The 22,676-nt window shown below is 65.5% G+C and carries 17 protein-coding genes; 9 read left to right on the forward strand and 8 right to left on the reverse strand.

Annotated features, from left to right (window positions below; all coding sequences use genetic code 11):
• Positions 1 to 20 precede the first annotated feature (20 nt).
• From EEB18_RS12495 to EEB18_RS12525, 7 genes are all read left to right on the forward strand, one after another.
• Entirely contained in the window at positions 21 to 2,804 is a 2,784-nt protein-coding gene (locus EEB18_RS12495) for a M14 metallopeptidase family protein (RefSeq protein ID WP_187139506.1), read from the forward strand.
• Positions 2,805 to 2,904: 100 nt separating this feature from the next.
• Positions 2,905 to 3,696: a creatininase family protein gene (locus EEB18_RS12500; protein ID WP_262407921.1), complete on the forward strand. Its 792-nt coding sequence runs from the start codon at positions 2,905 to 2,907 to the stop codon at positions 3,694 to 3,696.
• A complete protein-coding gene (locus tag EEB18_RS12505) occupies positions 3,693 to 4,622 on the forward strand; it encodes an MBL fold metallo-hydrolase (protein WP_187139504.1) in 930 nt (309 codons plus the stop codon). Before EEB18_RS12500 ends, EEB18_RS12505 begins: the two co-directional genes overlap by 4 nt.
• A 40-nt stretch (positions 4,623 to 4,662) precedes the next feature.
• Positions 4,663 to 6,243, forward strand: coding sequence for a bifunctional protein tyrosine phosphatase family protein/NAD(P)/FAD-dependent oxidoreductase (locus tag EEB18_RS12510; RefSeq protein WP_187139503.1), 1,581 nt, complete (start codon positions 4,663 to 4,665; stop codon positions 6,241 to 6,243).
• The gene (locus EEB18_RS12515; RefSeq protein ID WP_187139502.1) at positions 6,240 to 7,037 is read left to right on the forward strand and encodes a sulfite exporter TauE/SafE family protein; all 798 of its coding nucleotides are present in this window, start codon (positions 6,240 to 6,242) and stop codon (positions 7,035 to 7,037) included. The genes EEB18_RS12510 and EEB18_RS12515 overlap by 4 nt, the downstream gene beginning before the upstream one ends.
• Before the next feature lie 88 nt (positions 7,038 to 7,125).
• Positions 7,126 to 8,418 carry an Nramp family divalent metal transporter gene (locus EEB18_RS12520; RefSeq protein WP_187139501.1) on the forward strand — a complete coding sequence of 431 codons (1,293 nt, stop codon included), beginning with the start codon at positions 7,126 to 7,128 and terminating at the stop codon, positions 8,416 to 8,418.
• A 427-nt stretch (positions 8,419 to 8,845) separates the two neighbouring features.
• Complete coding sequence (locus EEB18_RS12525) at positions 8,846 to 9,049, forward strand: helix-turn-helix transcriptional regulator (RefSeq protein WP_187139674.1); 204 nt, start codon at positions 8,846 to 8,848, stop codon at positions 9,047 to 9,049.
• Between the two features lie 5 nt (positions 9,050 to 9,054).
• On the opposite strand, the gene EEB18_RS12530 is transcribed toward EEB18_RS12525, so the two are convergent.
• From EEB18_RS12530 to EEB18_RS12560, 7 genes are all read right to left on the reverse strand, one after another.
• Positions 9,055 to 10,302: a tyrosine-type recombinase/integrase gene (locus EEB18_RS12530; protein WP_187139500.1), complete on the reverse strand. Its 1,248-nt coding sequence runs from the start codon at positions 10,300 to 10,302 to the stop codon at positions 9,055 to 9,057.
• Between the two features lie 529 nt (positions 10,303 to 10,831).
• The gene (locus EEB18_RS12535; RefSeq protein WP_187139499.1) at positions 10,832 to 12,157 is read right to left on the reverse strand and encodes an MFS transporter; all 1,326 of its coding nucleotides are present in this window, start codon (positions 12,155 to 12,157) and stop codon (positions 10,832 to 10,834) included.
• Positions 12,158 to 12,193: 36 nt separating this feature from the next.
• Positions 12,194 to 13,342: a thiolase family protein gene (locus tag EEB18_RS12540; RefSeq protein WP_187139498.1), complete on the reverse strand. Its 1,149-nt coding sequence runs from the start codon at positions 13,340 to 13,342 to the stop codon at positions 12,194 to 12,196.
• On the reverse strand, positions 13,339 to 13,737 hold the full coding sequence (locus EEB18_RS12545; RefSeq protein WP_187139497.1) for a Zn-ribbon domain-containing OB-fold protein: 399 nt from the start codon (positions 13,735 to 13,737) through the stop codon (positions 13,339 to 13,341). Before EEB18_RS12545 ends, EEB18_RS12540 begins: the two co-directional genes overlap by 4 nt.
• Positions 13,738 to 13,848: 111 nt before the next feature.
• Entirely contained in the window at positions 13,849 to 15,822 is a 1,974-nt protein-coding gene (locus EEB18_RS12550) for an FAD-dependent oxidoreductase (RefSeq protein ID WP_187139496.1), read from the reverse strand.
• 20 nt (positions 15,823 to 15,842) lie between these two features.
• A complete protein-coding gene (locus EEB18_RS12555) occupies positions 15,843 to 16,859 on the reverse strand; it encodes an MDR family NADP-dependent oxidoreductase (RefSeq protein WP_187668997.1) in 1,017 nt (338 codons plus the stop codon).
• A gap of 64 nt (positions 16,860 to 16,923) precedes the next feature.
• Entirely contained in the window at positions 16,924 to 18,156 is a 1,233-nt protein-coding gene (locus tag EEB18_RS12560; protein ID WP_187139494.1) for a cytochrome P450, read from the reverse strand.
• Between the two features lie 361 nt (positions 18,157 to 18,517).
• Between EEB18_RS12560 and EEB18_RS12565 the strand changes: the two genes are divergently transcribed.
• Together EEB18_RS12565 and EEB18_RS12570 are read left to right on the forward strand one after the other, a co-directional pair.
• Entirely contained in the window at positions 18,518 to 19,225 is a 708-nt protein-coding gene (locus EEB18_RS12565) for an SDR family NAD(P)-dependent oxidoreductase (RefSeq protein WP_187139493.1), read from the forward strand.
• A gap of 27 nt (positions 19,226 to 19,252) precedes the next feature.
• The gene (locus EEB18_RS12570) at positions 19,253 to 19,993 is read left to right on the forward strand and encodes an SDR family NAD(P)-dependent oxidoreductase (protein ID WP_187139492.1); all 741 of its coding nucleotides are present in this window, start codon (positions 19,253 to 19,255) and stop codon (positions 19,991 to 19,993) included.
• Between the two features lie 165 nt (positions 19,994 to 20,158).
• On the opposite strand, the gene EEB18_RS12575 is transcribed toward EEB18_RS12570, so the two are convergent.
• Positions 20,159 to 22,648 carry a TonB-dependent receptor gene (locus EEB18_RS12575; RefSeq protein WP_187139491.1) on the reverse strand — a complete coding sequence of 830 codons (2,490 nt, stop codon included), beginning with the start codon at positions 22,646 to 22,648 and terminating at the stop codon, positions 20,159 to 20,161.
• Between the last annotated feature and the right edge of the window lie 28 nt (positions 22,649 to 22,676).

Here is a 22,676-nt window from a genome sequence, read left to right on the forward strand (position 1 = left end):
AACCAAGAGGGTCCCGACTTATGAAACGACTGGCTGCCGCCGCCGCCTTCGCGTGGCTGATGACGACGAGCGCCGCGATCGCCGGCCCCGTCCCGACGCCGAAGGAGGTGCTCGGGCACGACATGGGTGAGGACCGCTATGTCGCAAGCTACAGCGAGACCGCGACCTACTGGAAACGGCTCGCCGAACTCAGCGACCGGATCAAGCTCGTCGACATCGGACCGACGGTCGAGAAAAGGCGCCAGCTCATGGCGATCGTCTCGTCGCCCGAAAATCTCGCGATGCTGGGCAAATATAAGGATATTTCGGAGCGGCTCGGCCGCGCCGAGGGGCTGACCGATGAGCAGGCGCAAACGCTCGCCGCCGAAGGCAAGGCGGTAATCTGGGTCGACGGCGGCATCCACGCCAGCGAGACGCTCACCCACTCGGCGATCATCCAGCAGGTCTATGATCTGGTGAACAGCGACGACGCCGAAGCGAAGCGCATTCGCGACAATGTCATCATACTGTTCGTCGCCAACAACCCCGACGGTCAGGAACTGGTCGCCAACTGGTATATGCGGATCAAGGATCCCGCGAAGCGCGAGGCGGGCTTTGAGAGCCTGCCCAAGCTCTACCACCCCTATGTCGGCCACGATAACAACCGCGACTTCTACATGGCCGAGATGCCCGAGACGCAGAATATTACCCGCGTACTGTTTCGCGACTGGCGCCCGCAGGTCGTCCTCAACCAGCACCAGACCGGTCCCGCGGGCACCGTCGTCTTCATCCCGCCCTTCCGCGACCCGTTCAACTTCAACTTCGATCCGCTCGTGATAACGAGCCTCGAAGAAGTTGGCGCGGCGATGCAGTCGCGTCTCCTCGCCGAAGGCAAGCGCGGCGGCACCTCGCGCGACGGGGCTCATTACGACACCTGGTACAATGGCAATCTTCGCTCGATCTCCTATTTCCACAATGCGGTTGGCATCCTCACCGAGACGATCGGCAAGCCGGTGCCGATCGATATCGAGCTCGTCCCCGAGCGTCAGCTCCCGGGCAACAACCAGCCCGCGCCGATCGCGCCGCAGAAATGGCATATCGGCCAGTCGCTCGAATATAGCATGACGATCAACCGTGCGGTGCTGAGCTACGCCGCCGCCAACCGCGAAAAGCTGCTCTTCAACATCTACCGCATGGGCGCGAACAGCATCGCAAGTGGCAGCAAGGACAGCTGGACGATGACCCCCACGCGCATCGCCGAAATGCACGCCGCGTCGGCGGCGACCGGTGCGAAGCCCGTCGCGACGCGCACGCGCGGCAGCAGCTCGATCGACCCGCGCTTCTACCGCGAGGTCATGACCAATCCGGCCAATCGCGACGCGCGCGCCTATGTGATCGATCCTGCGCAGCGCGACTATCCGACCGCGATCCGTTTCCTGAACGCGCTCATCAAGCTCGGCGTCGATGTCGACCGGTCGAGCGCGCCGTTCACGGCGAACGGAAAAGATTATCCGGCCGGCACATATTTCGTACGCACCGCACAGGCGTATCGCCCGCATATCCTCGATATGTTCGAGCCGCAGGATTATCCTGAGAATTTCGAATATCCCGGCGGACCGCCGATCCCGCCCGCCGATGCGACAGGCTACACGCCCGCCTTCCAGATGGGCGTTGGCTTCGAGCGCGTGCTTGATGCGCTCGAGGTGCCGTCGACGCGCGTCGGCGCCATTCTTCCAAACCGCCCGGGCCGCATCGTCGGCGAGGGCAAGGCCGGTTATCTCGTCGGCCACGGCGCCAACAACAGCTTCATCTTGTCGAACCGCCTCCTGAAAGCCGGGCAGCCGGTCTCCTGGCTGACCGCGCCGCTAGGCGTTGCCGGCGGCCCGGCTGAACCCGGCGCGCTTTGGGTTCCGGCGAGCCCGGCAGCAAAACGCATCGTCGAGGCGGGCGCCGCCGAGCTCGGGCTCGATGTCGAACGCGCCGTGGCGGTCCCGGCGGGTGCCCGGACTGCGATGCGCAAGCCACGCGTCGCGCTCGTCGATATTTATGGGGGGCTGATGCCCACGGGATGGATGCGCTGGATTTTCGACCAGCATGAATTTCCCTTCACGATCGTCTATCCGCAGCAGCTCGACGCCGGAAAGCTTCGCAAGAATTTCGACGTCATCATCATGCCGCACGCGGCTTTCCAGCTGCAGGCGGCGCGCGCGAGCGGCGATGGCATGTTCCGCGGGCGCGGCGACGACAAGCAGCCGAAGCCCGAGGAAATCCCCGCCGAATATCGCGCCTGGCTGGGCACGGTAACCCCCGGCAAGACCATCCCGGCGCTGAAGGCCTTCGTCGAAGACGGCGGCTCGCTGATCGCGATGGGCGGGTCGGCGCAGGCGCTCGCGCAGGCGATGGACCTGCCGGTCGAGGATGCGGTCGCCGAAACGGTCGACGGCAAGACCGCGCGCCCACCGCGCAGTAAATTCTATGTGCCGGGGGCGCTCGTCGAAGCGTCGGTCGAACGCGCTTCGCCCTTCGCTTACGGCATGCCCGACAAGGTCGATCTTTTCTTCGACGACAGCCCGGTGTGGAAGCTCAAGCCGGGTGCGACCGGCGTCCAGGTCCCGGTGCGTTTTGCCGGTGTGCCGAAACTCAAGAGCGGCTGGGCGCACGGTCTCGACCGGCTCGATGGCGCAGCCGCGATCGTCGAGGTCGATCGCGGCAAGGGCCGGATCGTCCTGATCGGGCCCGAGGTGGCGCTCCGCGCGCAAACTCACGGTGCGTTCAAGCTGTTGTTCAACGCTATCTATCTGGGCGCGGGCCATGGCGCACGCTGAGGCGAAAACAAAGGCGCGCGCAGGGGGACGCAGCGAAATTGCTGCAGCGTCCGCGCGGGCTGTTGAGGCGCCCGCGAAGCGCGCGCACGCACTCCAGGATTTGAGCTGGCCCGAGTTTCGCGCGCGGGTCGCCGGCAACCCGCCGATCCTGCTTCCGCTCGGGAGCCAGGAACAGCAGGGGCCGCATGCGCCGATGGGCGATTATGTGCTTGCCGAGCGGCTCGCGCTGGCGGCTGCCAAACGCGCGGACGCGATCTGCGCGCCGGTGCTGCCTTTCGGTCATGCCGATTTCTTCCGCGGCGCGGCGGGCGGCGTCCAGCTTCGCGCGGCAACCTTCACCATGCTGCTCGAGGATATGGTCACCGCTTTCCTCGATCATGGTCTCAGCCATATCATCATTTGCAACGGGCACTCTACCAACGCGCCGCTGATCGCGCAGGTCGCGCAGAAGGTGCGGCGCGAGCGCGGCATCATGATCGCCTCGCTCAACCTCTGGCGGATGATCCCGGACAGTCTCTGGGACGAGGTGCATGGCACGGGAAGCGCGCGGGCGCGCGGGCATGGCGCCGATCCCGTGACCTCGGTCGGGCTGCATCTGACCCCCGAACTCATGCGCATGGACGCGGCGCGACCGGCGATGCGCTCGAACGTCTTCGGCCTGCCGTCGACGAGCCAGTTCGCTGGCGTGACCTTCGACGGCTTCGAGGTCGCGCTGCCGCTCGATGTCACCGAAGTGGCGGCAAATGGTGTCGGCGCGGGTGATCCGACGCTCGCTTCGGCCGAGGCCGGCGCGCGCTTCACCGACTGGATCGTCGGCGCGGTCGCCGACTTCATTGCGCATTTCCGGCGCTGCGACCCGGCGCGTCCGCACCTCGGGCCACAACCATCATGAGCGATCCGGGCGCAGACCCGGCGCTGGCAGCGGCGCGCGAGCAGCTTCTTGGTGCAGCGAAGGGCGCGGCCGCGGTGCGGGCCTTCTTTGATCCCGTGACCTCGACCATTTCCTATGTCGTACACGACCCGGCGACGATGCGCGGCGCGGTCATCGACAGCGTCCTCGACTATGATGCGGCCTCGGGGCGGACATCGACCGCGTCGGCCGAAGCGATCGTCGCGCATGTGCGCGAAGTCGGCATTGCGATCGACTGGTTGCTCGAGACTCATGCGCATGCCGACCATCTGTCGGCGGCGCCCTGGCTTGCGAAGATCCTCGGCGGCACGATCGCGATCGGCGAGCATATCCGCGACGTTCAGGCGGTGTTCGGCGACATTTTCAACGCCGGCCCCGAATTCCGCCGCGACGGTTCGGACTTCGGCAGGCTCTGGGCGGATGGCGAACGCTTCGCAATCGGGAGCCTCCCGGTCGCGGTGCTTCACGTCCCGGGCCATACGCCGGCTTGCGTCGCCTATGCGATCGGCGACGTTGTCTTCGTCGGCGATACGATGTTCATGCCCGACTACGGCTCGGCGCGCGCCGACTTCCCAGGAGGCGATGCGGCGCAGCTCTTCCGTTCACTGCGCCGCATCCTCGAGCTCCCCGGCGATACGCCGCTCTTTCTGTGTCACGATTATCTGACCGCCGATCGGCAGGCACATTGCTGGCAAACCACGGTTTCCGACCAGCGTGCAGAAAATGTCCACGCGCGCGACGGCGTTACGGAGGCGGAGTTCGTCGCGCGGCGCCGCGCACGCGACGCCGGGCTGTCGATGCCCGCGCTGCTGCTGCCCGCTGTGCAGGTAAACATGCGGGCCGGACGCCTGCCCCCCGCCGAGGGCAATGGCGTCGCCTATCTCAAGATACCTGTCGACCGGCTGTAAGCGCCGGCGGCCCCACTGACCCCCGGCGAACGGAGAGATTATGACCATCAGGACCCTGACCCCGACGCTTAGCGTGTCGCCGCAGATCGACCCCGCCGATGTCGCCGGGCTCGCCGCGTCGGGGATCCGCGCGATCGTCTGCAATCGCCCCGATGGCGAGGAAGCAGGCCAGCCCCCCGCCGCCGCCGTCGCTGCCGCGGCCGAGGCGCACGGCCTTCGCTTCGTCCACATCCCCGTCGTGCCGGGAACGATCGACGAGAGCGATGCCGCCGCGATGGCGCGGGCGCTTGCCGACCTCCCGGCGCCGGTGCTCGCCTATTGCCGGTCGGGCGCACGGTCCGAGCAACTCGCCGGCATGGCGACGGCATGGGGCGCCGATGGCGGCGTCGCGCGCTACGATGTCGTCGTGATCGGCGGCGGCAGCGCGGGGCTTGCGACCGCCGCGAGTATCCTGCGCCGCCGCAAGGGCGTGTCGGTCGCGATCGTCGAGCCGAGCGAAGACCATTATTACCAGCCGGGATTCACGATGGTCGGCGGCGGCATATTCGCGGCCGAGGCGACGCGGCGAGGCGAGGCGGGGCTGATCCCCGAAGGCGCCGAATGGATCTGCAGCACGGCCGCAACCTTCAACCCCGTGAACAACCGTGTCACGCTCGCCGACGGGCGGGTGATCGGCTACCGCGCGCTCGTCGTCTGTCCGGGGCTGAAACTCGACTGGGACGCAATTCCGGGTCTTGCCGGGGCGCTCGGTTCGGACGGCGTGACCTCCAATTATCGCTATGATCTGGCGCCCTACACCGATCGGCTGGTGCGCCGGTTACGCGGCGGCCGGGCGCTCTTCACCCAGCCGCCGATGCCGATCAAATGCGCGGGCGCTCCGCAAAAGGCGATGTATCTCTCGTGTCACCGCTGGGAGCGCGCCGGGCTGCTCGGACACATGAATGTGCAATTTCATACCGCGACGCCATCGCTGTTCGGGGTCGCCGCCTATGTCCCGGCGCTCGATGCCTATATCGCGCGTTACGGCATCGATCTGCAGCTCGAATCGCGCCTCGTGTCGATCGATGGCGCGGCGAAGGTCGCGATGTTCGAGCAGCGCCGCGGCGATACGGTGCGCCGTGTCGAAAAGCGTTTCGACATGATCCATGTCGTGCCACCGCAAGTCGCACCGGCTTTCATCGCGACTAGCCCGCTCGCCGCGCCTTCGGGTTTCGTCGCGGTCGACGAGGCGACGCTGCGCCACCCCGATCATGCCAATATCTTCGCGCTCGGCGACGTCGCCGCGACGACCAATGCCAAGACCGCGGCGGCAGCGCGCAAGCAGGCGCCGGTCGTCGCGCTCAACGTGCTCGCGGCGCTCGACGGCGCGCCCCCGGTCGCCGTTTATGACGGCTATGGTAGCTGCCCGCTCACCGTCGAGGCGGGCAAGATCGTGCTCGCCGAATTCGGTTATGGCGGCAAACTGCTGCCGACCTTTCCCAAATGGCTGATCGACGGGACGCGGCCTTCGCGCTTGTCGTGGCTGCTCAAGGAGAAGATTCTTCCGCCGCTCTACTGGCATGGCATGCTCAAGGGACGCGAATGGCTCGCGGCGCCCGAACGGCCCGGCGAAGGGGGGTGACGCTCGATACGCTCCAATATCTGCTCGGCGCGTTGTCGGGCGGGATCGTCGGCTTTACCCTCGGTCTTGTCGGAGGCGGCGGGTCGATCCTCGCGGTTCCGCTTATGGTCTATCTCGTCGGGGTCGCGAGCCCGCACGTCGCGATCGGGACGAGCGCGCTCGCGGTCGCCGCCAATGCCGCTTCGGGGCTCGCGCAGCACGCCCGCGCGGGCACGGTCCAATGGCGCTGCGGTTTCCTCTACGCGGCGAGCGGCGTCGTCGGCGCGCTTGGCGGATCGACCATCGGCAAGGCGATCGACGGGCAGAAACTGCTCTTCCTCTTCGCGTTGCTGATGCTCGCCGTGGGCACGCTGATGCTGCGCAGGCGAGGCGATCCGGGGATCGAGGGCGCAGCCTGCAATCGCCAAAATGCGCCCAAGGTGCTTGGCTATGGGCTCGGAACCGGTGGATTCTCGGGCTTTTTCGGCATCGGCGGCGGTTTCCTGATCGTGCCCGGGTTAATCGCGTCCACGAAAATGCCCATCCTCAACGCGGTCGGCACGAGCCTCGTAGCGGTCACCGCCTTCGGGCTGACCACCGCGCTGAGCTACGCCGCATCGGGGCTGATCGACTGGAAGCTCGCCGCGATCTTCATCGCAGGCGGCCTGGTCGGGGGCATAGCCGGGACCCGCGCAGCGCGGGCGATGTCGAGCAGGGGCGGACTGACCGTCATCTTCGCTGGGCTGATTTTCGCCGTCGCGGCCTATATGCTTGTCCGGAGCGCAGGCGCCCTCTTTGCCGGGACCGGCGGTTGATGTTCGTGCAGCCCGCCGCCATTCTGCCATTTCGCCTGCGTGCCGATCCCACGCCCCCTTGTTCCCTCGACCACGGAGACGCTTTGTCATGACCGCGCCGCCCCAAGGCTTCGCTCTCCAGCAGGAGCCAGGCGGTGGCGACGCGCCACCGACCGGGCTCGCCCGTTGGAAGCTCGTCGGACCCGGTATCGTCGTCGCCGCGACTGGAGTAGGCGCGGGTGATCTCGTCGCGACGCTCATAGCGGGTGCGCGCTTCGGCTATGCATTGCTCTGGGCGGCGGTAATCGGGTGCATCGTCAAGATTGCGCTCGCCGAGGCGACGGGCCGCTATCATCTCGCAACCGGGTCGACGATCCTCGAGGGCTGGCGCTCGCTCGGCCGCTGGACGAGCTGGTATTTCGGCATCTACATCATTCTCTGGGGCTTTGTGTATGGCGGCACCGCGATGAGCGCGACCGCGCTGCCGCTGTCGGCGCTCTTTCCCGACGTGCTGCCCTTCTGGGCCTGGGGCGGACTCTCGGGCCTGTTGGGGGCCGCGTTTGTGCTGCTCAATCGCTATGCGATCTTCGAAGCGGCGATGAAGCTGTTCATCGGCATCATGTTCGTCGTGGTGGTCGGGCTCGCCATCCTCGTCGCGCCAAACTTCGGGGAAGCACTGGGCGGACTCGTTCCGCGCCTTCCAGACGGATCGGTCATCTACACCCTTGGTCTGATCGGCGGCGTCGGCGGCACGATCACGCTCGCCGCCTACGGCTATTGGGTCAACGCCAAGGGTTGGCATTCGCCCGCATGGATGGGGATGATGCGGTTCGATAACCGCGTTGCCTATATCGTCACCGGCATCTTCGTCGCGGCGATGCTCATCGTCGGTGCCGAACTTCTCCATGCCGCGCAGATCAGCCTCGCCGGCGGCGACCGCGGGCTGCTCGATCTCGAGGCGGTACTCGCCGACCGGTTCGGACCGCGAGTGGCGACGATTTTCCTGATCGGCTTTCTTGCCACCACCTTCTCGTCGATCCTCGGCGTCTGGCAGGGCGTGTCGCTGCTGTTCGCCGACTTTGTGCGCAATATGCGCGGCACGCATGCGGCGGGCGACCGGACAGACCTCGAGACCAGCCCGGCTTTCCGCTTCTATGTGCTGTGGTTGACCGTTCCGCCGATGATCCTGCTCACGCTCGGCCAGCCCTTCGCGCTCATCATCGCCTACGGCGCGTTCGGCGCCTTCTTCATGCCGTTTCTCGCCCTGACGCTGATCTGGCTGCTCAATGGGCGCGCGGTCCCGCGCGAATGGCGGTCGGGCTGGCTCTCAAATCTCCTTCTCGCGCTGGCATCGATTCTGTTCGTGGTTCTTTGCGCACAACAGATCTGGTCGATGCTCTAGCGCGCGGCGACCGGCCTTTCGGTGACATAAGGTCAATCGAACCAGAGCTCCGAGAGCGGATCGGCGTAGGAACAAGGAGCCACCTTCACAAACACGCGTCGCGATTCACAGTTGATTGGAACCCGCTCGCGCTCGGCGCCTACGCCACTTCCTGTCTTTCTACGCCATTGGACGACGACACCAAAAGCTTGTTGAATTTGGCCGCTTAGTGCGTCTCTTACTCATTCCCGTCGAGCCGGGCGCTGTGCCCTGCTCCGAGAAACGGGATCCCCGATGGACGCAGAATCGATCCGGGTTGAAGCTCGCCATCGCAGCGAGCGCATGCTGAGCACGACGCTCGCTGCGATAGCCAAATGGCTCGCCAGTCCCGAGATCAGCTTCATGGGGGATGACCGTGAGTTCAGAAAGCTGCGGCGGAGGAAATGCGATGGAGCATGATGAGAAGATCATTCGGCTGAGGACGGTACTCGCGCGGACGGGCCTCTCGCGTTCGACACTTTACCGCATGATTGCGAGCGGTACGTTCCCGCGCCAGCAGCGGATCGGTATACAGGCGACCGGCTGGTATCAGTCAGAGGTTGAGCAGTGGATTACCGATCCGCTCGGCTACCGCACGCGGGAAGCCGTCTAGGCGGCCTACGCCACAAGATCCCCTGGAAGGATCGCACTCCATTTTGCCCCACTCAGATACGCACCCCATTGGGCAAGGAGCTTACGGCGCATGTCCAGGAAGGCTGCCCGGTTGTAGGCTTTGATGACAGCGTCGGGGATGACGTGGGACAGTGCCGCCTCCGCCACCGGCTCCGGAATGAAGGGCTGCTTTTCCGCAGCCCATGTCCGGAGGCTCGTGCGGAAGCCGTGCGGGACATATGGCTGGTCGTCATCGCGCATGACCTTGGAGATCGTCATGTCGCTGATCATGCCTCCCTTACGGTTAGCGAAAATAAAATCATCGGGACCGCGGTTCGGCAGGAGCAACGCAATCTTTCGCAGGATTGCCAAAGCGGGCTCATTGAGCGTGACGACATGAGCTTGGTCGGACTTTCGCATGAGCTCGGCGGGGCGACCCCATTCAGCGCGCTCGGTGTCGACATGGCGCCATTTGGCTTCGCGCACTTCGATCGAGCGAGCTCCCGTCGCTATGAGGAACCGAAGTGCAAGCCGGCCGACCGTCTCGCGCTCACCGAGCAGATGCGTCCAATAGCCTGGAACATCATCGTAGGGCATGGCCGGGAAATTGCCTCCCTTCTTGGCTTTGCCGGTAAGCGCGCGGACTTGCTCGCGAGGTGCCGCGTTGGCGCGCCATCCCTTCGCAGACGCGTAATCCAGCACCACGCCCACGCGGCGACGGACCTTTTTCGCCATTGCTGGCTTGGCCTTCCAAATTGGCGCGAGGGCGGTCGCAATGTCGTCTGCGGTTATTGCATCGACCCGCTTGTTACCGAGCAGCTCATAGGCGTGATTCTTGAGGGACGAGAGGAAGGCCTTCGCTTCCTTGTCGTTCCATCCATGAGATTGGGCTGCATGAGTTGCGTCCACCGCTTCCTTGAACGTCGGAGCGAGCTTGCGATCGCGCTTGAGTTCCGCGGCGGGGTCCTTGCCGGCCTTTGCGGCGTTCCGCAATCTGATCGAAAGCTCGCGAGCTTCCGCGAGCGTCAAATGGGTCCGGCCCTCGAGCGGAACGTCGTCGCCGACTTCCGAAGGTCTTCCAAACACCGTGAAGATGACGCCGCCAAGACCGATATCGCGTCGCTTGCCCCTCACTTGCACGCGCAAGATCCAGGAGCGGCAGCCCGTTCTTCCAACGAGCAAGTAGAGGCCCTTGCCGTCGCAGTGACGACCTTCTTTTGCCTTCTGAACAAACTTAGCAGTGAGACCGGCCATACATTCTCTACTAATGACCCCGAATCTCCTCCCTCATTTCCTCCCTCATTTTGGGCTGGTTAGGACGGGTTTCGGTGGGATTGCATGGTAGCAGAAAATGGCAGAAAACCTATGGTTTTTCTTAGGATTTGGCACCAGTTTGGACTAGTTGAGACGAAAAGTTATAATCCTCGCGGGGCATCCAGAGCTTCAATAAACTATTGAAATGCTGGGGGAGATCCTTCCTCCGTGCGTCTCCTTCCACATCTGCGATACATGCGCCAAACAAGTGGATCGCAAAATCAACTTGGACCGCTGCGTTGGCTGCAAAATGATTCGGCGCACCCTTGTACCAGAGGGTCTGCTTTGCGCCTCGATGTCGGGCGTTCGGCAGTTCCACAGCTAATCTGCAAAGCCGTCGTTCGTCTATTGTTTCCAGGGAGCCGCGGCGCACAGGTGCCGAACTTCCGCGCGGATCTCTGGGAAATGCATGCTATAGAATAGGGCTAAACGGCACGCGGTTTTGATCCCGCCTGGCATTCGGACGTCGCTATCGGTCTATATTGTTCGTCGTCAGCAATGCGTCGCGAACGGCGTTCCGCCCTGCCAGCAGGATGGCCGAGGCGGCGGCGAGCGCCGCCGTGGATACCGTGGCCAGTGACGCCGATAGCGACGCGAAGACATGATCGCTAAGTAGCCCGATGACGAGTGGCCCCAACCCCATGCCCAGCACCGTCACGACGAGCAGATACAGCGCCATCGCGCGTCCGCGCATCGTCGCCGGCGCCAGCAGCTGCACCGTCGTCGCCTGGAGTCCGCCAAGCATCGAGGACAAAAAGACGCCGATCCCGAGCAGGACGAGCACCGTCGGCGTGTGGGTCAGCAAATAGGCCGCCCCGAACGCCAGCGCTTGCAACGGCAAGGTCGCCAGAACCAGCAGGACTGGTGCGTGGACGATTCCGCGCCGCGTCATCCGGTCGGACAGGAGCCCGCCGCTGAGGACGCCGACAAAGCCGCATAGCCCGACGATCACCCCGAGCGAGAGGCCGATGTCGGGCGCCGCCATGCCATGTTCGCGCGCGAGCAGCGCCGGTCCCCACAGCATCGGGATATAGCCGGCGATGACGATCGAGCCGAAGCCGAGGAAGACCGTCGCAAAGGCCCGGGCGTTCGTCCGGATCGTCGCGAGCAGCACGCCGAAGCCCGGAACCTCGGCCCGCGCCGCCGTCCGCGGCGCTTCGCGCATCGTCGTGAGCAGTAGCAGCGCGAGCGGCAGGCCAAGCAGCCCGACGGCGAGCATCGCGAGCCGCCAGTCGCTGACCGTTCCCAGCGCGCCGAGCGAGACGCTCGTCTCTGCGGCCCAATCGGCGAGCATGCCGCCGAAACCCATCGCCAGCCCGCCGCCGAGCACGACCCCCGACGAATAGAGCGCGATAGCGAAGGCGAGCCGCTCGGGCGGGAAGCGGTCGGCGATCGTCGAGAGCGCGGCGGGCGACAGCGTCGCCTCGCCGACCCCGACGAGCGCGCGCATGACCAGCAGGCCCCCGAAGCCGCCGATCAGTCCGCTCCCAGCGGTGGCCAAGCTCCAGCCGATAAGGCCGAGGACGATCAGGTTGCGCCGGTTGAAGCGGTCGGCGGCCGCACCGAAGGGCAGGCCCAGCACGGTATAGAAGAGCACGAAGCCAAAGCCGACGAGCAGGCCGATTTCGGTATCGCCAAGATCGAATTCCGCGCGGATCGGTTCGGCAAGCAGACTGATGAGCACCCGGTCGAGGAAGGACAGGATATAGGTCAGCATCAGCAGCAGCACGACATAATAGCTGTAGCGCAGGTTCGGCGTCCCGGGCGCGGTGGCCCTCTGGTCCTGATGCTGCAATTCTGGCTCCTTCAGCCCGCAAAGGCGGTTTGGGCGTTAGCGGGTGACGATCGCGACCGCCGACAGGCCCGGCGCGCCATAGACATGGCTGTACCCGACCTTCGGATCGCGCGGCACCTGACGCGCGCCCGCGCGGCCACGCAGCTGCTGGACATTCTCATAGACCTGGCGGAGCCCCGACGCGCCGACCGGCTCGCCGCAGGCAAGGCAGCCGCCGTCGGTGTTGATCGGCAGCTTGCCGCCGATCTCGCTCCAGCCGTTGGCGAACCACTCCTCCTGCTCGCCGTCGGCGCAGAAGCCGTTCTCGGCCATGTGCATGATCTCGGCGCCGCTTTCGGTGTCCTGCAACTGCGCGACATCGACGTCACCGGGACCGATGCCCGCCTGTTCGAACGCGGCCTGGCTGGCGAGCACGGTGGGCTTACCGCCGGGCGGCGTGCGGATCGAGGGCGCGAATACCTCGAACGAGCCTTCGGGGCGGGTGCGAAAGGCGATGCTGTCGATCCGGACGCCGTCGCTTCCGAGCTCGCGCAGCTTCTTCTCGCTCGCGAGGACGAGCGCGACCCCGCCCTCGGCGGGCGAGCAGAACATATATTTGGTCAGCGGGTCGTTGACCATCGGTGCGTTCAGGATCGTCTCGAGATCGACCGGCGAGCGGCGCCACGCATGGTCGCACAGCGCGCCGTTGCGGAACGCCTTTTCGGCGACCCGGCCCAGCGTCTCGCGGCTGATGCCATGCAACTGCATGTAGCGCTGGATCTTGAGCGCGAAAAACTGCGTCGTCAGCATCATCCCGGTCTCGCCATACCAGGCGGGAAGACCATAGTTCGACGGCTTGGCGTTGAAGGCACCGCGCTCATGCTTGTCGAAGCCGACCGCGACCGCAACGTCGCACATGCCCGACGCGATGGCATTATGCGCGGACGTCAGCGCGCTGCCGCCGGTCGCGCAGCCATTGTGGACGTTGATGAAGGGCAGGCTGGTCAGCCCGAGGTCGTTGACCATGATGTCGGCCGACCCGGCGGCGACCGATCCGCCGCTGGCGAAACCGATGTCGGCCCATTCGATCCCCGCGTCGGCGAGCGCCTGGCGCAGAGCGAACACGCCCTGCGCGCGGCCCGACCGGTCCGGCGTGCGGCCAAAGGCATGGATGCCCGCGCCGATGATATAGACCTTGTCGCTCATGCGCGCTGCTCCGGACGAAAGGCATAGGTGCTCCGCCGGTCGTCGAAGGGGACGATCACGAGCTGCATCGGCATTCCGAGTTCGAGCCGGTCGATCGACGTGCCGACGATTCGGCTCTCGACGATCACTTCATTCGACAATTCTATATAACCGAGCAGAAAGGGCTCGAACGGCTCGGGACCGGCAAAGGGCGACTTGGGCTGAAACTCCTGGCTGGTCCACGACCAGAGGGTTCCGCTGGTCGCAAGCGCGACGCGTTCGAGCGGCTCCAGCGGCTCGTCGGGCAAGGGAAAGACGATTTCGCCATTGGCCTTCCGGCCGCCGATCAGGCGCGGTGGCGGGCCTTCGTCCCACAATCCTGCGGCGATCGGGGAAAGCCCCTGCGCGTTGTCCATATCCCCACCCATTCTCGTTGCGCCGGGCCTGATTACCTGTGCGGACGAATCATTTATATAACGCGCAATATATTTGCAACAAAATGGATGCGATGCCCGACGGGCGTTGATTCAGGCTGCGGCGCCCGCGAGATTGCCTTCGCGGATGGCGGCGAGCAGAAAGCGCGGCGCGTTGGCATCACCCACCAGCGATACCGCGACGCCGCTCTCCTGCAGCGCCTCGGCCAGGTCACGGCTCGGCCGGTTGCGCGAGACGAAGACGACCGTGTCGGCGGGCACGCTGAGCGTCGCGTTGCTGTTCGCGGGCAGGAAGGTCGGCGCGATCACGACATGATCGGGGCCGATCGACAGCGCGCGCATCCGCGTGTGGAGCGTGAACTTGCCTTCGTGCAGCCGGCGCAGCGCGGGCTCGGTCATCAAGGCGCTTTCGACCAGCGGGGCGAAGGAAATATGCCGCGTGATAAAGGTGACCTCGGCGCCGCGTTCGGCGAGATATTCGGCGCAGGCGATCGCTTCATAATGGCCGCTGTCGTCGATCACGACCGCCGACTTTCCGGGGGCGCGGTTGGGCGACAGGAACAGGTCGTTCGACGACAGCACATGCGGCTGCGCGAAGCCCGTAATCGGCTCGCCCGGATTGGACAGCTGGATGCCGTCCATGCGCGGCATCGAACCCGTGGCGAGGATGACCTTGTCGGGCGCCTCGGCGAGAATGTCGTCGATATCGAGATAGCTGCTGGTGCGGACGTCGACGCCAAGGCGATAGACCTCGTCCTGCAGCCAGACGAGGATGTCGCGGATGCCGGCGCGCGTCCGGGCGATGGCGGCGAGCTTGGCGCTACCGCCGAGGTCGGACTCGGCTTCGGCGAGAACGACCTGATGTCCGCGCAGCGCCGCAACGCGGGCGGCCTCCATCCCGGCGGGGCCGCCGCCGATGATCAGGATCTTCGCCGGCTGGTCGGCCGGCGCTAGCCGGTCGTCGCCCATCTTGAGCTCATAGCCCACCGCCGGATTGACGACACAGCCCATGCGGTTCGGGGGCGCCTGCAACTGGCCGATGCAGCCCTGGTTGCACCCAATGCACGGGCGGACCTGCTCGGGATGGCCGGCGAGCGTCTTTTCGACGAGATCCGGGTCGGCGATCGTCGCGCGGACCATCGCGACCATGTCGCCGTCGCCGGCGCGGATCGCCTGATCGGCCTCCTCGAGCGTGCGGTATCGCCCGACGACCATCGTCGGCACATTGAGCTGCGAGGTGATCGGGGTGGTGACGGGCATCTCGAACCCCATGGGTTCGTGCATCCCGCCGATCGTCTTGTCCATCGTCTGGAAGGTGCCCGACGAGATGCTGACATAATCGACGAGGCCCGCCGCCTCGGCCATTTGCGCGACCGCCAGATTATCCTCGACGCCAACCCCGCCCTCCAGCATGTCGGGCGACAAGCGGATGCCAACGGCGAAGCCGGCGCCGACGCTCGCGCGGATCGCGGCGAGCGCTTCCATCGTGAAGCGCGCGCGATTTTCGAGCGATCCGCCATAATCGTCGGTGCGGTCATTGGCATAGGTCGACAGGAATTGCTGCGGCAGGAAACCGTGGCCGCAATGGAATTCGACCCCCTCGCAGCCCCATTGTTCGAGCTTCGCCGATGCCGCCGCATAGGCGCCGACCATAGAGTCGATCATCGTCTTGGTCATCGGCACGGGGGCAACGCCGCTGGTCACGCCCGGCTGGTCGCACGGCGCCCAGGGCGGCGATCCGTCGAGCGTGCGGCCATGCTGGCCGGCGTGGAACAACTGCTGGAATACGCGCATGCCGTGCGGGCGCAGCCGGTCCATCATGCGCGGATATTTTTCGGCGAGCGACGGGTCGATCATGTTGAGCGCCGCGAGCGACGAGGGGTGTACCGACATCGCCTCGATCACGCTCAAGCCGACCCCGCCGCGCGCGCGCGCCTCGTGATAGGCGACCAGGTCGTCGCTCAGCGTGCCGCCGCCGATGGCGGTGGTGTGCGCCGAGCGAAAGACGCGGTTCTTGATCTCGACCGTGCCGATGCGGATCGGCGTCATGATATGCGTGAAGGCCATGGCTTTTCCGCTCCGTTCGATCAGGATGCCGGGTCGATGGCGACGATCATCTTCCCTCTGTTCTGGCCCGCGAAGAGCGACACGAAGGCGTGCGGGGCATTGTCGAGTCCGTCGACCACCGTTTCCTCCCACACTAGCTCGCCCGCCGCGAGGCGCCGCGCGAGATCGCCAAAGGCCTCCTTGCCGCGGTCGAACCACATGCCGACGTTGAGCCCGACGATCGTGATCCCCTTTTCGGAGATTTTGAAGAACTCGCCTGGACCCGCGCAATAATTGGGGGTGTTGTATTGCGAGATGGCGCCGCACACGACGATGCGCCCCTTGGGCTTCATCGCGGTGATCGCAGCATCGAGCGTCGGGCCGCCGACATTGTCGAAATAATGGTCGATTCCGGCGGGACATTGCTTCGCCAGAAACGCCGTAAGGTCGGTGGTGGCATAATTGGCCACCGCATCAAGGTGCAGCACGTCCTTGAGCCAGGCAACCTTTTCGTCGGTGCCGGCGGTGGCGATTACGCGGCAGCCGCGCCGTTTGGCAAGCTGCGCCGCGACCGAGCCGACCGCGCCCGCGGCGCCAGAAACGAAGACGGTCTCGCCGGCCTTGGGCTCCAATATATATTCGATCCCCGCATAGGCGGTGAGCCCTGTCAGCCCCAACAGGCCGAGATACCAGCTCGGGCGCCCGACGTCCGCCGCGACCGGCTGGACCGCAGCGGCATCGGCGACGAAGCGGTCGCGCCAGCCGAACTGGCTGGTCACCATCGTCCCGACGGCCAGCGCGGGAGCGCGTGAGGCCTCGACGATGCCGACGGCGCCGCCGGTCATCGCGTCGCCGACCGGCTTGGCGGCGCTGACGCCGTTCCGGTCGCTGAGCGCGAGGCGCATATAGGGGTCGACACTGATATAGCGATTGCGAACCTGTACCTGGCCTTCGCCCGGTTCGGGCAGCGGGCGTTCCTCGACCGCGAAATCGTCGACCGAAATATCCGCTCCCGGCCGCCGGGCCAGAACAACCATCCGCGCCTTTTCGTTCATCATATCATCCCGATCGATATTGGATGGCCCGCGCCAGGGGGCGCAGCGCCGATTGCCTCGTGCGGCGTCAGACGTCCCAGGCGACCGGCAGCTCGCCGATGCCGTTGAAGATCGGGATGCGGTGATCCTTCTTCATCGCGCCGTCGAAGCGCAAATTTGGAAGCCGTTCGAGGATGGTTTCGAGGAACAGCCGCGCCTCGATCCGCGACAGCGGCGCGCCGCGGCAGATGTGGATGCCATAGCCGAAGGCGAGATGCTTGCGGACGTCGGCGAGATCGCGGTCGAGGTCGAATTTTTCGGGGTTGGGGAACACTGTCGGGTCGAGGTTGGCGGCCGCCCACATCATCATCACCTTGGTGTCGGGCTGGATGGTCAGCGGTCCGACGGTGACTTCCTCGTTATTGGTACGGAACAGCCCATGGAGCGGCGATTCGACGCGCAGCGACTCCTCGATCGCGAGCGGGACGAGATCGGGATTCGCCTTCAGCTTCGCGAACTGCTCAGGCGAGCTCAGCAGCTGATAGAGCAGGCCCGACAGCAGGATCGTCGTCGTGCCGCTGCCCGCGGCGAGCAGGAAGTTGCAGAAAGCGAGAATCTTGTCGTCGGTGAGCCGGCGGCCTTCGATTTCGGTGGTGATGAAGCGGGTGAGCAGATTGTCGTCCGCCTGCGCTTCGCCCGACGCCAGCTTGCGCTTCACATCGGCCAGATGGTCCGACAGGAAGCTGTCGGCAAAGGCGTTGCGCGACGGCGGGCGCACCGGATTGGGCGCCAGCATCTGGCCGATCGAGCCGACGAAGCCCTCGCGATAGGCGTCGATCCCCTCATCGTCGATCGCCTTGCCGAACATGGCGAAAATCACCCAAAGCGGCAGTGGCTCCGAAATTTCCTTGTGAATGTCGCAGCGGCCGTTGGCGATGAAGCTGTCGATGCGCTCGTTGAGGAACGCCTTGATGCCGGGGATAAAGGATTCGAAATAGACCTTGGAAAAGGCCTTGCCGACCAGCCGCGCCTCGAACGTATGTTCGGGCGGGTCGACGCTGACGAGGACCCCGGGGGTCTCGGGCGACTGATATTGCAGCGCGGGGCCGAGCTTGCTGCTCCACAGCTTGGTGTTGGTGCAGGCTTTGACGATGTCCTGATGCTTGCCGATCGCGTAGAAATCGCCGGCCGAGGAATGCGCATAGGGGCATCCGCTCGCGTGCATCTGGGTATAGATGTCCTTGAAATTCTCGGCGAACGCCTCCGAATTCATGTCGACTTCGACGACGCCGTCGACCGGACAGGTTCTCGCCTCGCTCATTATGCTCGCTCTCCCTTTGTCGAAGGTTTCCGCCTTCGCACATCGCGTCTTTGCGCCCACCAAAACTATCACGCGCTTCATTCTTGTCAAGGCGGCGCATGGCGCTTTCCCGACCCGCGGCGCGGAAGCAGCTTTCGGAAAAATGCAGGAAAAATCGCAGATTGAACGTACAATCCGCGGGTAAACGCGCCGCCGGTCGGCACCTTGCCGCTTCCGCTTTGCGCAGCGGACGGCTTGCACGCCCGAAAAAAATATATCATACACTACTTTTGTCGGAAGGCATCGCAAATATGCGGGCCGGGCTGGCGGGGCACGCGGTCGCCGCGCTGTCCGCGGCAGCCGAGCATGTCGGGAGAGACGCATGAATTTCGAGCAATGCCGGCCACTGGTCACCGGCTCGTCGCGCGGTATCGGACGCGCCTTTGTCGATGCATTTCTCGATGCGGGCGTGCCGAAACTTTACGCCGGCGTCCGGAACGCGGAAGCGGCGGCGGCCGTCGCCGTGATCGACCCGCGCGTCCACCCCGTGGTCGTCGATACGACCCGGCCCGAGCAGGTCGAGCAGGCGGCGCGCCAGGCCGGCGACGTCAACGTGTTGGTGAACAACGCGGGCGTTCTCCATTATGCCGGCTTCCTGAGCGCGCCCGACCTCGACCAGGCGCGGCACGAGATGGAGGTCAATTATTTCGGCCCGCTCGCGATGGCGCGCGCGTTCGCACCCGCGCTGATCCGGTCGAAGGGCACGATCGTCAACATCCTGTCGATCGCCGCGCTCACCTATATGCCGCTTGTCGGTAGCTATAATGCGTCGAAGGCGGCGGCGCGTTCGATGACGCAAGGGCTGCGCGTCGATTTCGTCGGAGAGGGGGTCGCGGTCATGGCGGTCTATGCCGGCGGCTACGACACCGGGATGCATCTCGAAACCACCGACAAGACGCAGCTCAATCCGCCAAGCGTGCTGACCGGGGCGGTGCTCGACGCGTTGGCGAAGGGCGGGGTCGACGAACTTTTCCCCGACGCTGCGGCGCGCGGGCTGGCGCAGCGGTTGGGGTTGATCGCGGCTGCCTGAGAGTCATCGCGGACGGGAGGAACGGCAATGGCGGCTTTTGAGGGGCAGGTCGTGCTGGTTTCCGGCGGTGCGACCGGGCTGGGCGCGGCGACGGCGACCCTCGCGGCCGAGGCCGGTGCGCGCGTCGCGATCTTCGACGTCAACGAAGCCGACGGCCTGGCCGTCGCGCGCGCGACGGGTGGACGCTTCTGGCACGTCGATGTGGGTTCCGCGGACGAATGGACGGCGGCGGTCGCGGCGGTGACCGCCGAGCTGGGGCCGATCGGCTTTGCGCATCTGAACGCCGGCATCATGACCCGCCCGCTCGATGTGGCGCTGTCGGTGCCGCCGATCGAGGATTTCGCGCTCGGGCGCTACGAGGCGCTGCGCCGCGTTAATATCGACGGCGTGGTGTTCGGGTTGCAGGCGCTGCTGCCCGGCATGGCGCGGCGCGGCGGCGGGGCGATCACGATCACCAGTTCGATGGGCGGTCTGGCGCCGATCCCCTTCGACCCGATCTATTCGCTGACCAAACATGCGTTGGTCGGGCTGGTGCGCAGCCTGGGCGCGGCGCATCCGTCGGGGCCCGTGCGCATCAACGCCATCTGCCCCGGCGGCTTTACGAGCGATCTGTTCCCGCCGCAACTGCACGCGCCCGACAGCCTCACGCCGCAGGACGTGGCGATCGAGGTGCTCGATCTGCTCGCCAGCGGGGCGATCGGCGAAACGCGGCTGATGCTGAAGAAGGGGGTGCCGGCGCAGGCTGTGTCGCCGTCGCTCGGGCAATAGTCACTGAAGCTTTCGACAATGGCCGGAGCCTTGCCCGGGCGTGGGTAAGCGTGCGCCGATACGCGGGCCGCGCCGACCGGCGCCTCGCCGCCGCGCCGGGTAAAGAAAAAGGCGCCTCCCGAAGGAGGCGCCGAGTTTGCCCTAGAGAGTTGCCCGGGGTTTCTGTCAGAAGCGGAAGGTCGCCTGCAGCGTCACCAGCCGCGGGACCGGCGAGTCCGCCATGATGTCGCCCGCCGTGCCGAGCGGCTTGTCGGTCGTCGCCGGCGGATGCCAATTGCTGTCGAACAGGTTGGTCGCGATCAGCGCGAACTGCCAGCTGTCGTCGAGGCGGCTGAGGCGCAGCGACGCATTGACGATCTCGTGCGATTCCTGACCCGGCGAATAGGGAATCTGCCAGGCGGGGGTCTTGTTGTAGATATAGCCGTCTACGGTGAAGCCGACCGCCCAGTCGCTGCTGATCGGGGTTTCATAGCTGACCCCGACGATCGCCTGGAACGGCGCGGGGCCATAGCGCAGGCCCGTCATGTAGCGCGCCTTGCCGGTGCCGACCCCGGTCGAATAGCAGGCGCCGGGGGTCTTCGTCGTTCCGGGCGCCGCGACCGGAAGCACCGTCTGTCCGGCATAGCATTGCGCGCCGTCGAAATCGGTGAACTTGAGGTCGGCATAGGAGGCCGCGAGACGCAGCGTCAGGTCCTGCGACGCGCGGAAGCGGATCTGGCCCTCGATTCCCTGGTTGCGCGACCCGCCGGCATTCTGGGTGAAGAAGGACGTCGTTGTCGCATCGAAGGTCTGCACCTGCAGCCCGTCATAATTATAGCGATAGGCCGTGAGGTCGCCGGTCAGCTTTCCGCCGAGCAGCGACGCCTTGATCCCGACTTCGCCGCCCTCGACGGTTTCCTCGTCGAACAGGAACGGACGGTTCGGGTCGGGGAGCGTCGAATAATTGGCGACGGTCGACGGGTTCGATGCGCCGCCTGACAGATAGCCGGTCTTGTAGGCGCCATAGATGGTGACGTCGGGGGTCACCTTCCAGGTCAGCGTCGCTTCGGGCGACACATTCTCGCCCTCGAACTCGGGCTTGTAGCGGAAGCCGACGGGCGAGAAGGACGGCAGGCGGTTGAAGATGTTGCCGATATTCGTCGACTTTTCTTCGCGCGTCCAGCGGGCGCCGCCGGCAAGCTCGAGATTGTCGAGGATCGACCAGCGAAGCTGGGCAAAGGCCGAATAGGTCTTGCCGCGGCTCTGGCCGGTCGAGATCAGCGTGTCGTAGATGCCGTTGAACTCGCCGGGGCCGGTGAACGGGCCCAGCGCCGCGATCTTGGTGCCTGCGACATATTGCCTCCGTTCGTTCTGGTAAAAGAGACCCGCCGAGAAGTTGATCGGTCCGTCATAGTTGGAGACCGCACGGAATTCCTGCGAGAACTGCCAGCCCTTGTCGCGCTGCGTGTTCGTCGCCTGGCCAAAGACCGTATAATCGAAATTGTCGAACGCGCTGTTCTTGTAATCATAATAGCCGGTCACCGAGGTGAGGTCGATCGCGCCGACCGCGAGGTCGAGCGTCAGCGACGACAGCGACACGCGCGTCTTGCTGAACGGCTTTCCGTCCTCGGGGCCGTTGTAGAGGTTGCGCGTCACCTGAAGCGGCGGCAGTCCGTTCGACGTTATATTGTTGGCGACGCAATCGCCGAACGGGTCGGGAATGCCATAGGAGGTCGGTCGCGTGCCGCCGCAGTGGACGACCTCGCGCGTGCCCGATCCGCCACGGTTGCGTTCGGTCGAATAGAGCGACCGCAGCGTGACGGTGAAATTATCGGAGGGCTTCCACAGCGCGGTTCCGCGCACCGCGCTCGACTTGGTGCCGGGTCCCCATTCATATCCCGACCCCGGCAGGATCAGGCCTGCTTCGGCGGGGAACGGATCGGCGATCGGTTCGCCGACATAGCGCAGATAGCCGTCCTGCATCCGGCTGACGCGCCCTGCGACGCGCACCGCGAAATTGTCGCCGACGGGCAGCGTGAGCGCGCCTTCGATCGACGGCGTATTGGTCTTGAACTGATATTGCGCGGTTGCATAACCCTCGATCTCGCCGCCCAGCTTGGGCGTCGTACTGAGAATCGACACGACCCCCGCCGGGCTGTTGCGGCCGAAGAACAGCGCTTGCGGCCCCTTCAGCACTTCGATCTGTTCGAGGTCGAACTGCGCCATGGTGACGACGCGGCCGCGCGTGAGCTGGACGCCGTCGAAGTTCATTGCGACGGGCTGTTCGTTGCCGAGGTCGTTGGCGAGGTTGCCGACGCCGCGGATCGAAAAGCTGCCGCCGCTCGATGACGAGGGGGTGCGGGTCAGCTGGACGCCGACCACCTGATTGGCGATTTCGGAAAGGTCGCTGGTCGCATAGCGCTGTAGCGCCTCGCTCGACAGCGTGGCGGCCGCGACGGGGACGTCGATTAGCCGTTCCTGCGTCCGGCGCGCGGTGACGATGATCTCGTCGTCGCCTGCGGCACTGCGCTGGGCGGGCGCGGGCTTCGGCTCGCTATCCTGCGCCTGCGCGGCGACGGGACAGAGCGTTGCGATGGCGAGCAGCGAAGCGCCCCAGCCAAGCTTCCATTTCGACGCCCTGTCCATGGCGCCAGACAGATTTGACGGATTCGTCATGAATTGATCCTCCCTCTCCCAGTGCATC

It is taken from the genome of Sphingopyxis sp. OPL5, assembly GCF_003797775.2.
Taxonomy (GTDB): Bacteria; Pseudomonadota; Alphaproteobacteria; order Sphingomonadales; family Sphingomonadaceae; genus Sphingopyxis.

Excerpts from the sequence above, each read along its gene's own strand:
- EEB18_RS12495 (WP_187139506.1), top strand. The coding sequence starts at position 21 with ATGAAACGACTGGCTGCCGCCGCCGCCTTCGCGTGGCTGATGACGACG.
- EEB18_RS12505 (WP_187139504.1), top strand. The coding sequence starts at position 3,693 with ATGAGCGATCCGGGCGCAGACCCGGCGCTGGCAGCGGCGCGCGAGCAG.
- EEB18_RS12510 (WP_187139503.1), top strand. The coding sequence starts at position 4,663 with ATGACCATCAGGACCCTGACCCCGACGCTTAGCGTGTCGCCGCAGATC.
- EEB18_RS12520 (WP_187139501.1), top strand. The coding sequence starts at position 7,126 with ATGACCGCGCCGCCCCAAGGCTTCGCTCTCCAGCAGGAGCCAGGCGGT.
- EEB18_RS12525 (WP_187139674.1), top strand. The coding sequence starts at position 8,846 with ATGGAGCATGATGAGAAGATCATTCGGCTGAGGACGGTACTCGCGCGG.
- EEB18_RS12530 (WP_187139500.1), bottom strand. The coding sequence starts at position 10,302 with ATGGCCGGTCTCACTGCTAAGTTTGTTCAGAAGGCAAAAGAAGGTCGT.
- EEB18_RS12540 (WP_187139498.1), bottom strand. The coding sequence starts at position 13,342 with ATGAGCGACAAGGTCTATATCATCGGCGCGGGCATCCATGCCTTTGGC.
- EEB18_RS12545 (WP_187139497.1), bottom strand. The coding sequence starts at position 13,737 with ATGGACAACGCGCAGGGGCTTTCCCCGATCGCCGCAGGATTGTGGGAC.
- EEB18_RS12550 (WP_187139496.1), bottom strand. The coding sequence starts at position 15,822 with ATGGCCTTCACGCATATCATGACGCCGATCCGCATCGGCACGGTCGAG.
- EEB18_RS12555 (WP_187668997.1), bottom strand. The coding sequence starts at position 16,859 with ATGATGAACGAAAAGGCGCGGATGGTTGTTCTGGCCCGGCGGCCGGGA.
- EEB18_RS12560 (WP_187139494.1), bottom strand. The coding sequence starts at position 18,156 with ATGAGCGAGGCGAGAACCTGTCCGGTCGACGGCGTCGTCGAAGTCGAC.
- EEB18_RS12565 (WP_187139493.1), top strand. The coding sequence starts at position 18,518 with ATGAATTTCGAGCAATGCCGGCCACTGGTCACCGGCTCGTCGCGCGGT.
- EEB18_RS12570 (WP_187139492.1), top strand. The coding sequence starts at position 19,253 with ATGGCGGCTTTTGAGGGGCAGGTCGTGCTGGTTTCCGGCGGTGCGACC.
- EEB18_RS12575 (WP_187139491.1), bottom strand. The coding sequence starts at position 22,648 with ATGACGAATCCGTCAAATCTGTCTGGCGCCATGGACAGGGCGTCGAAA.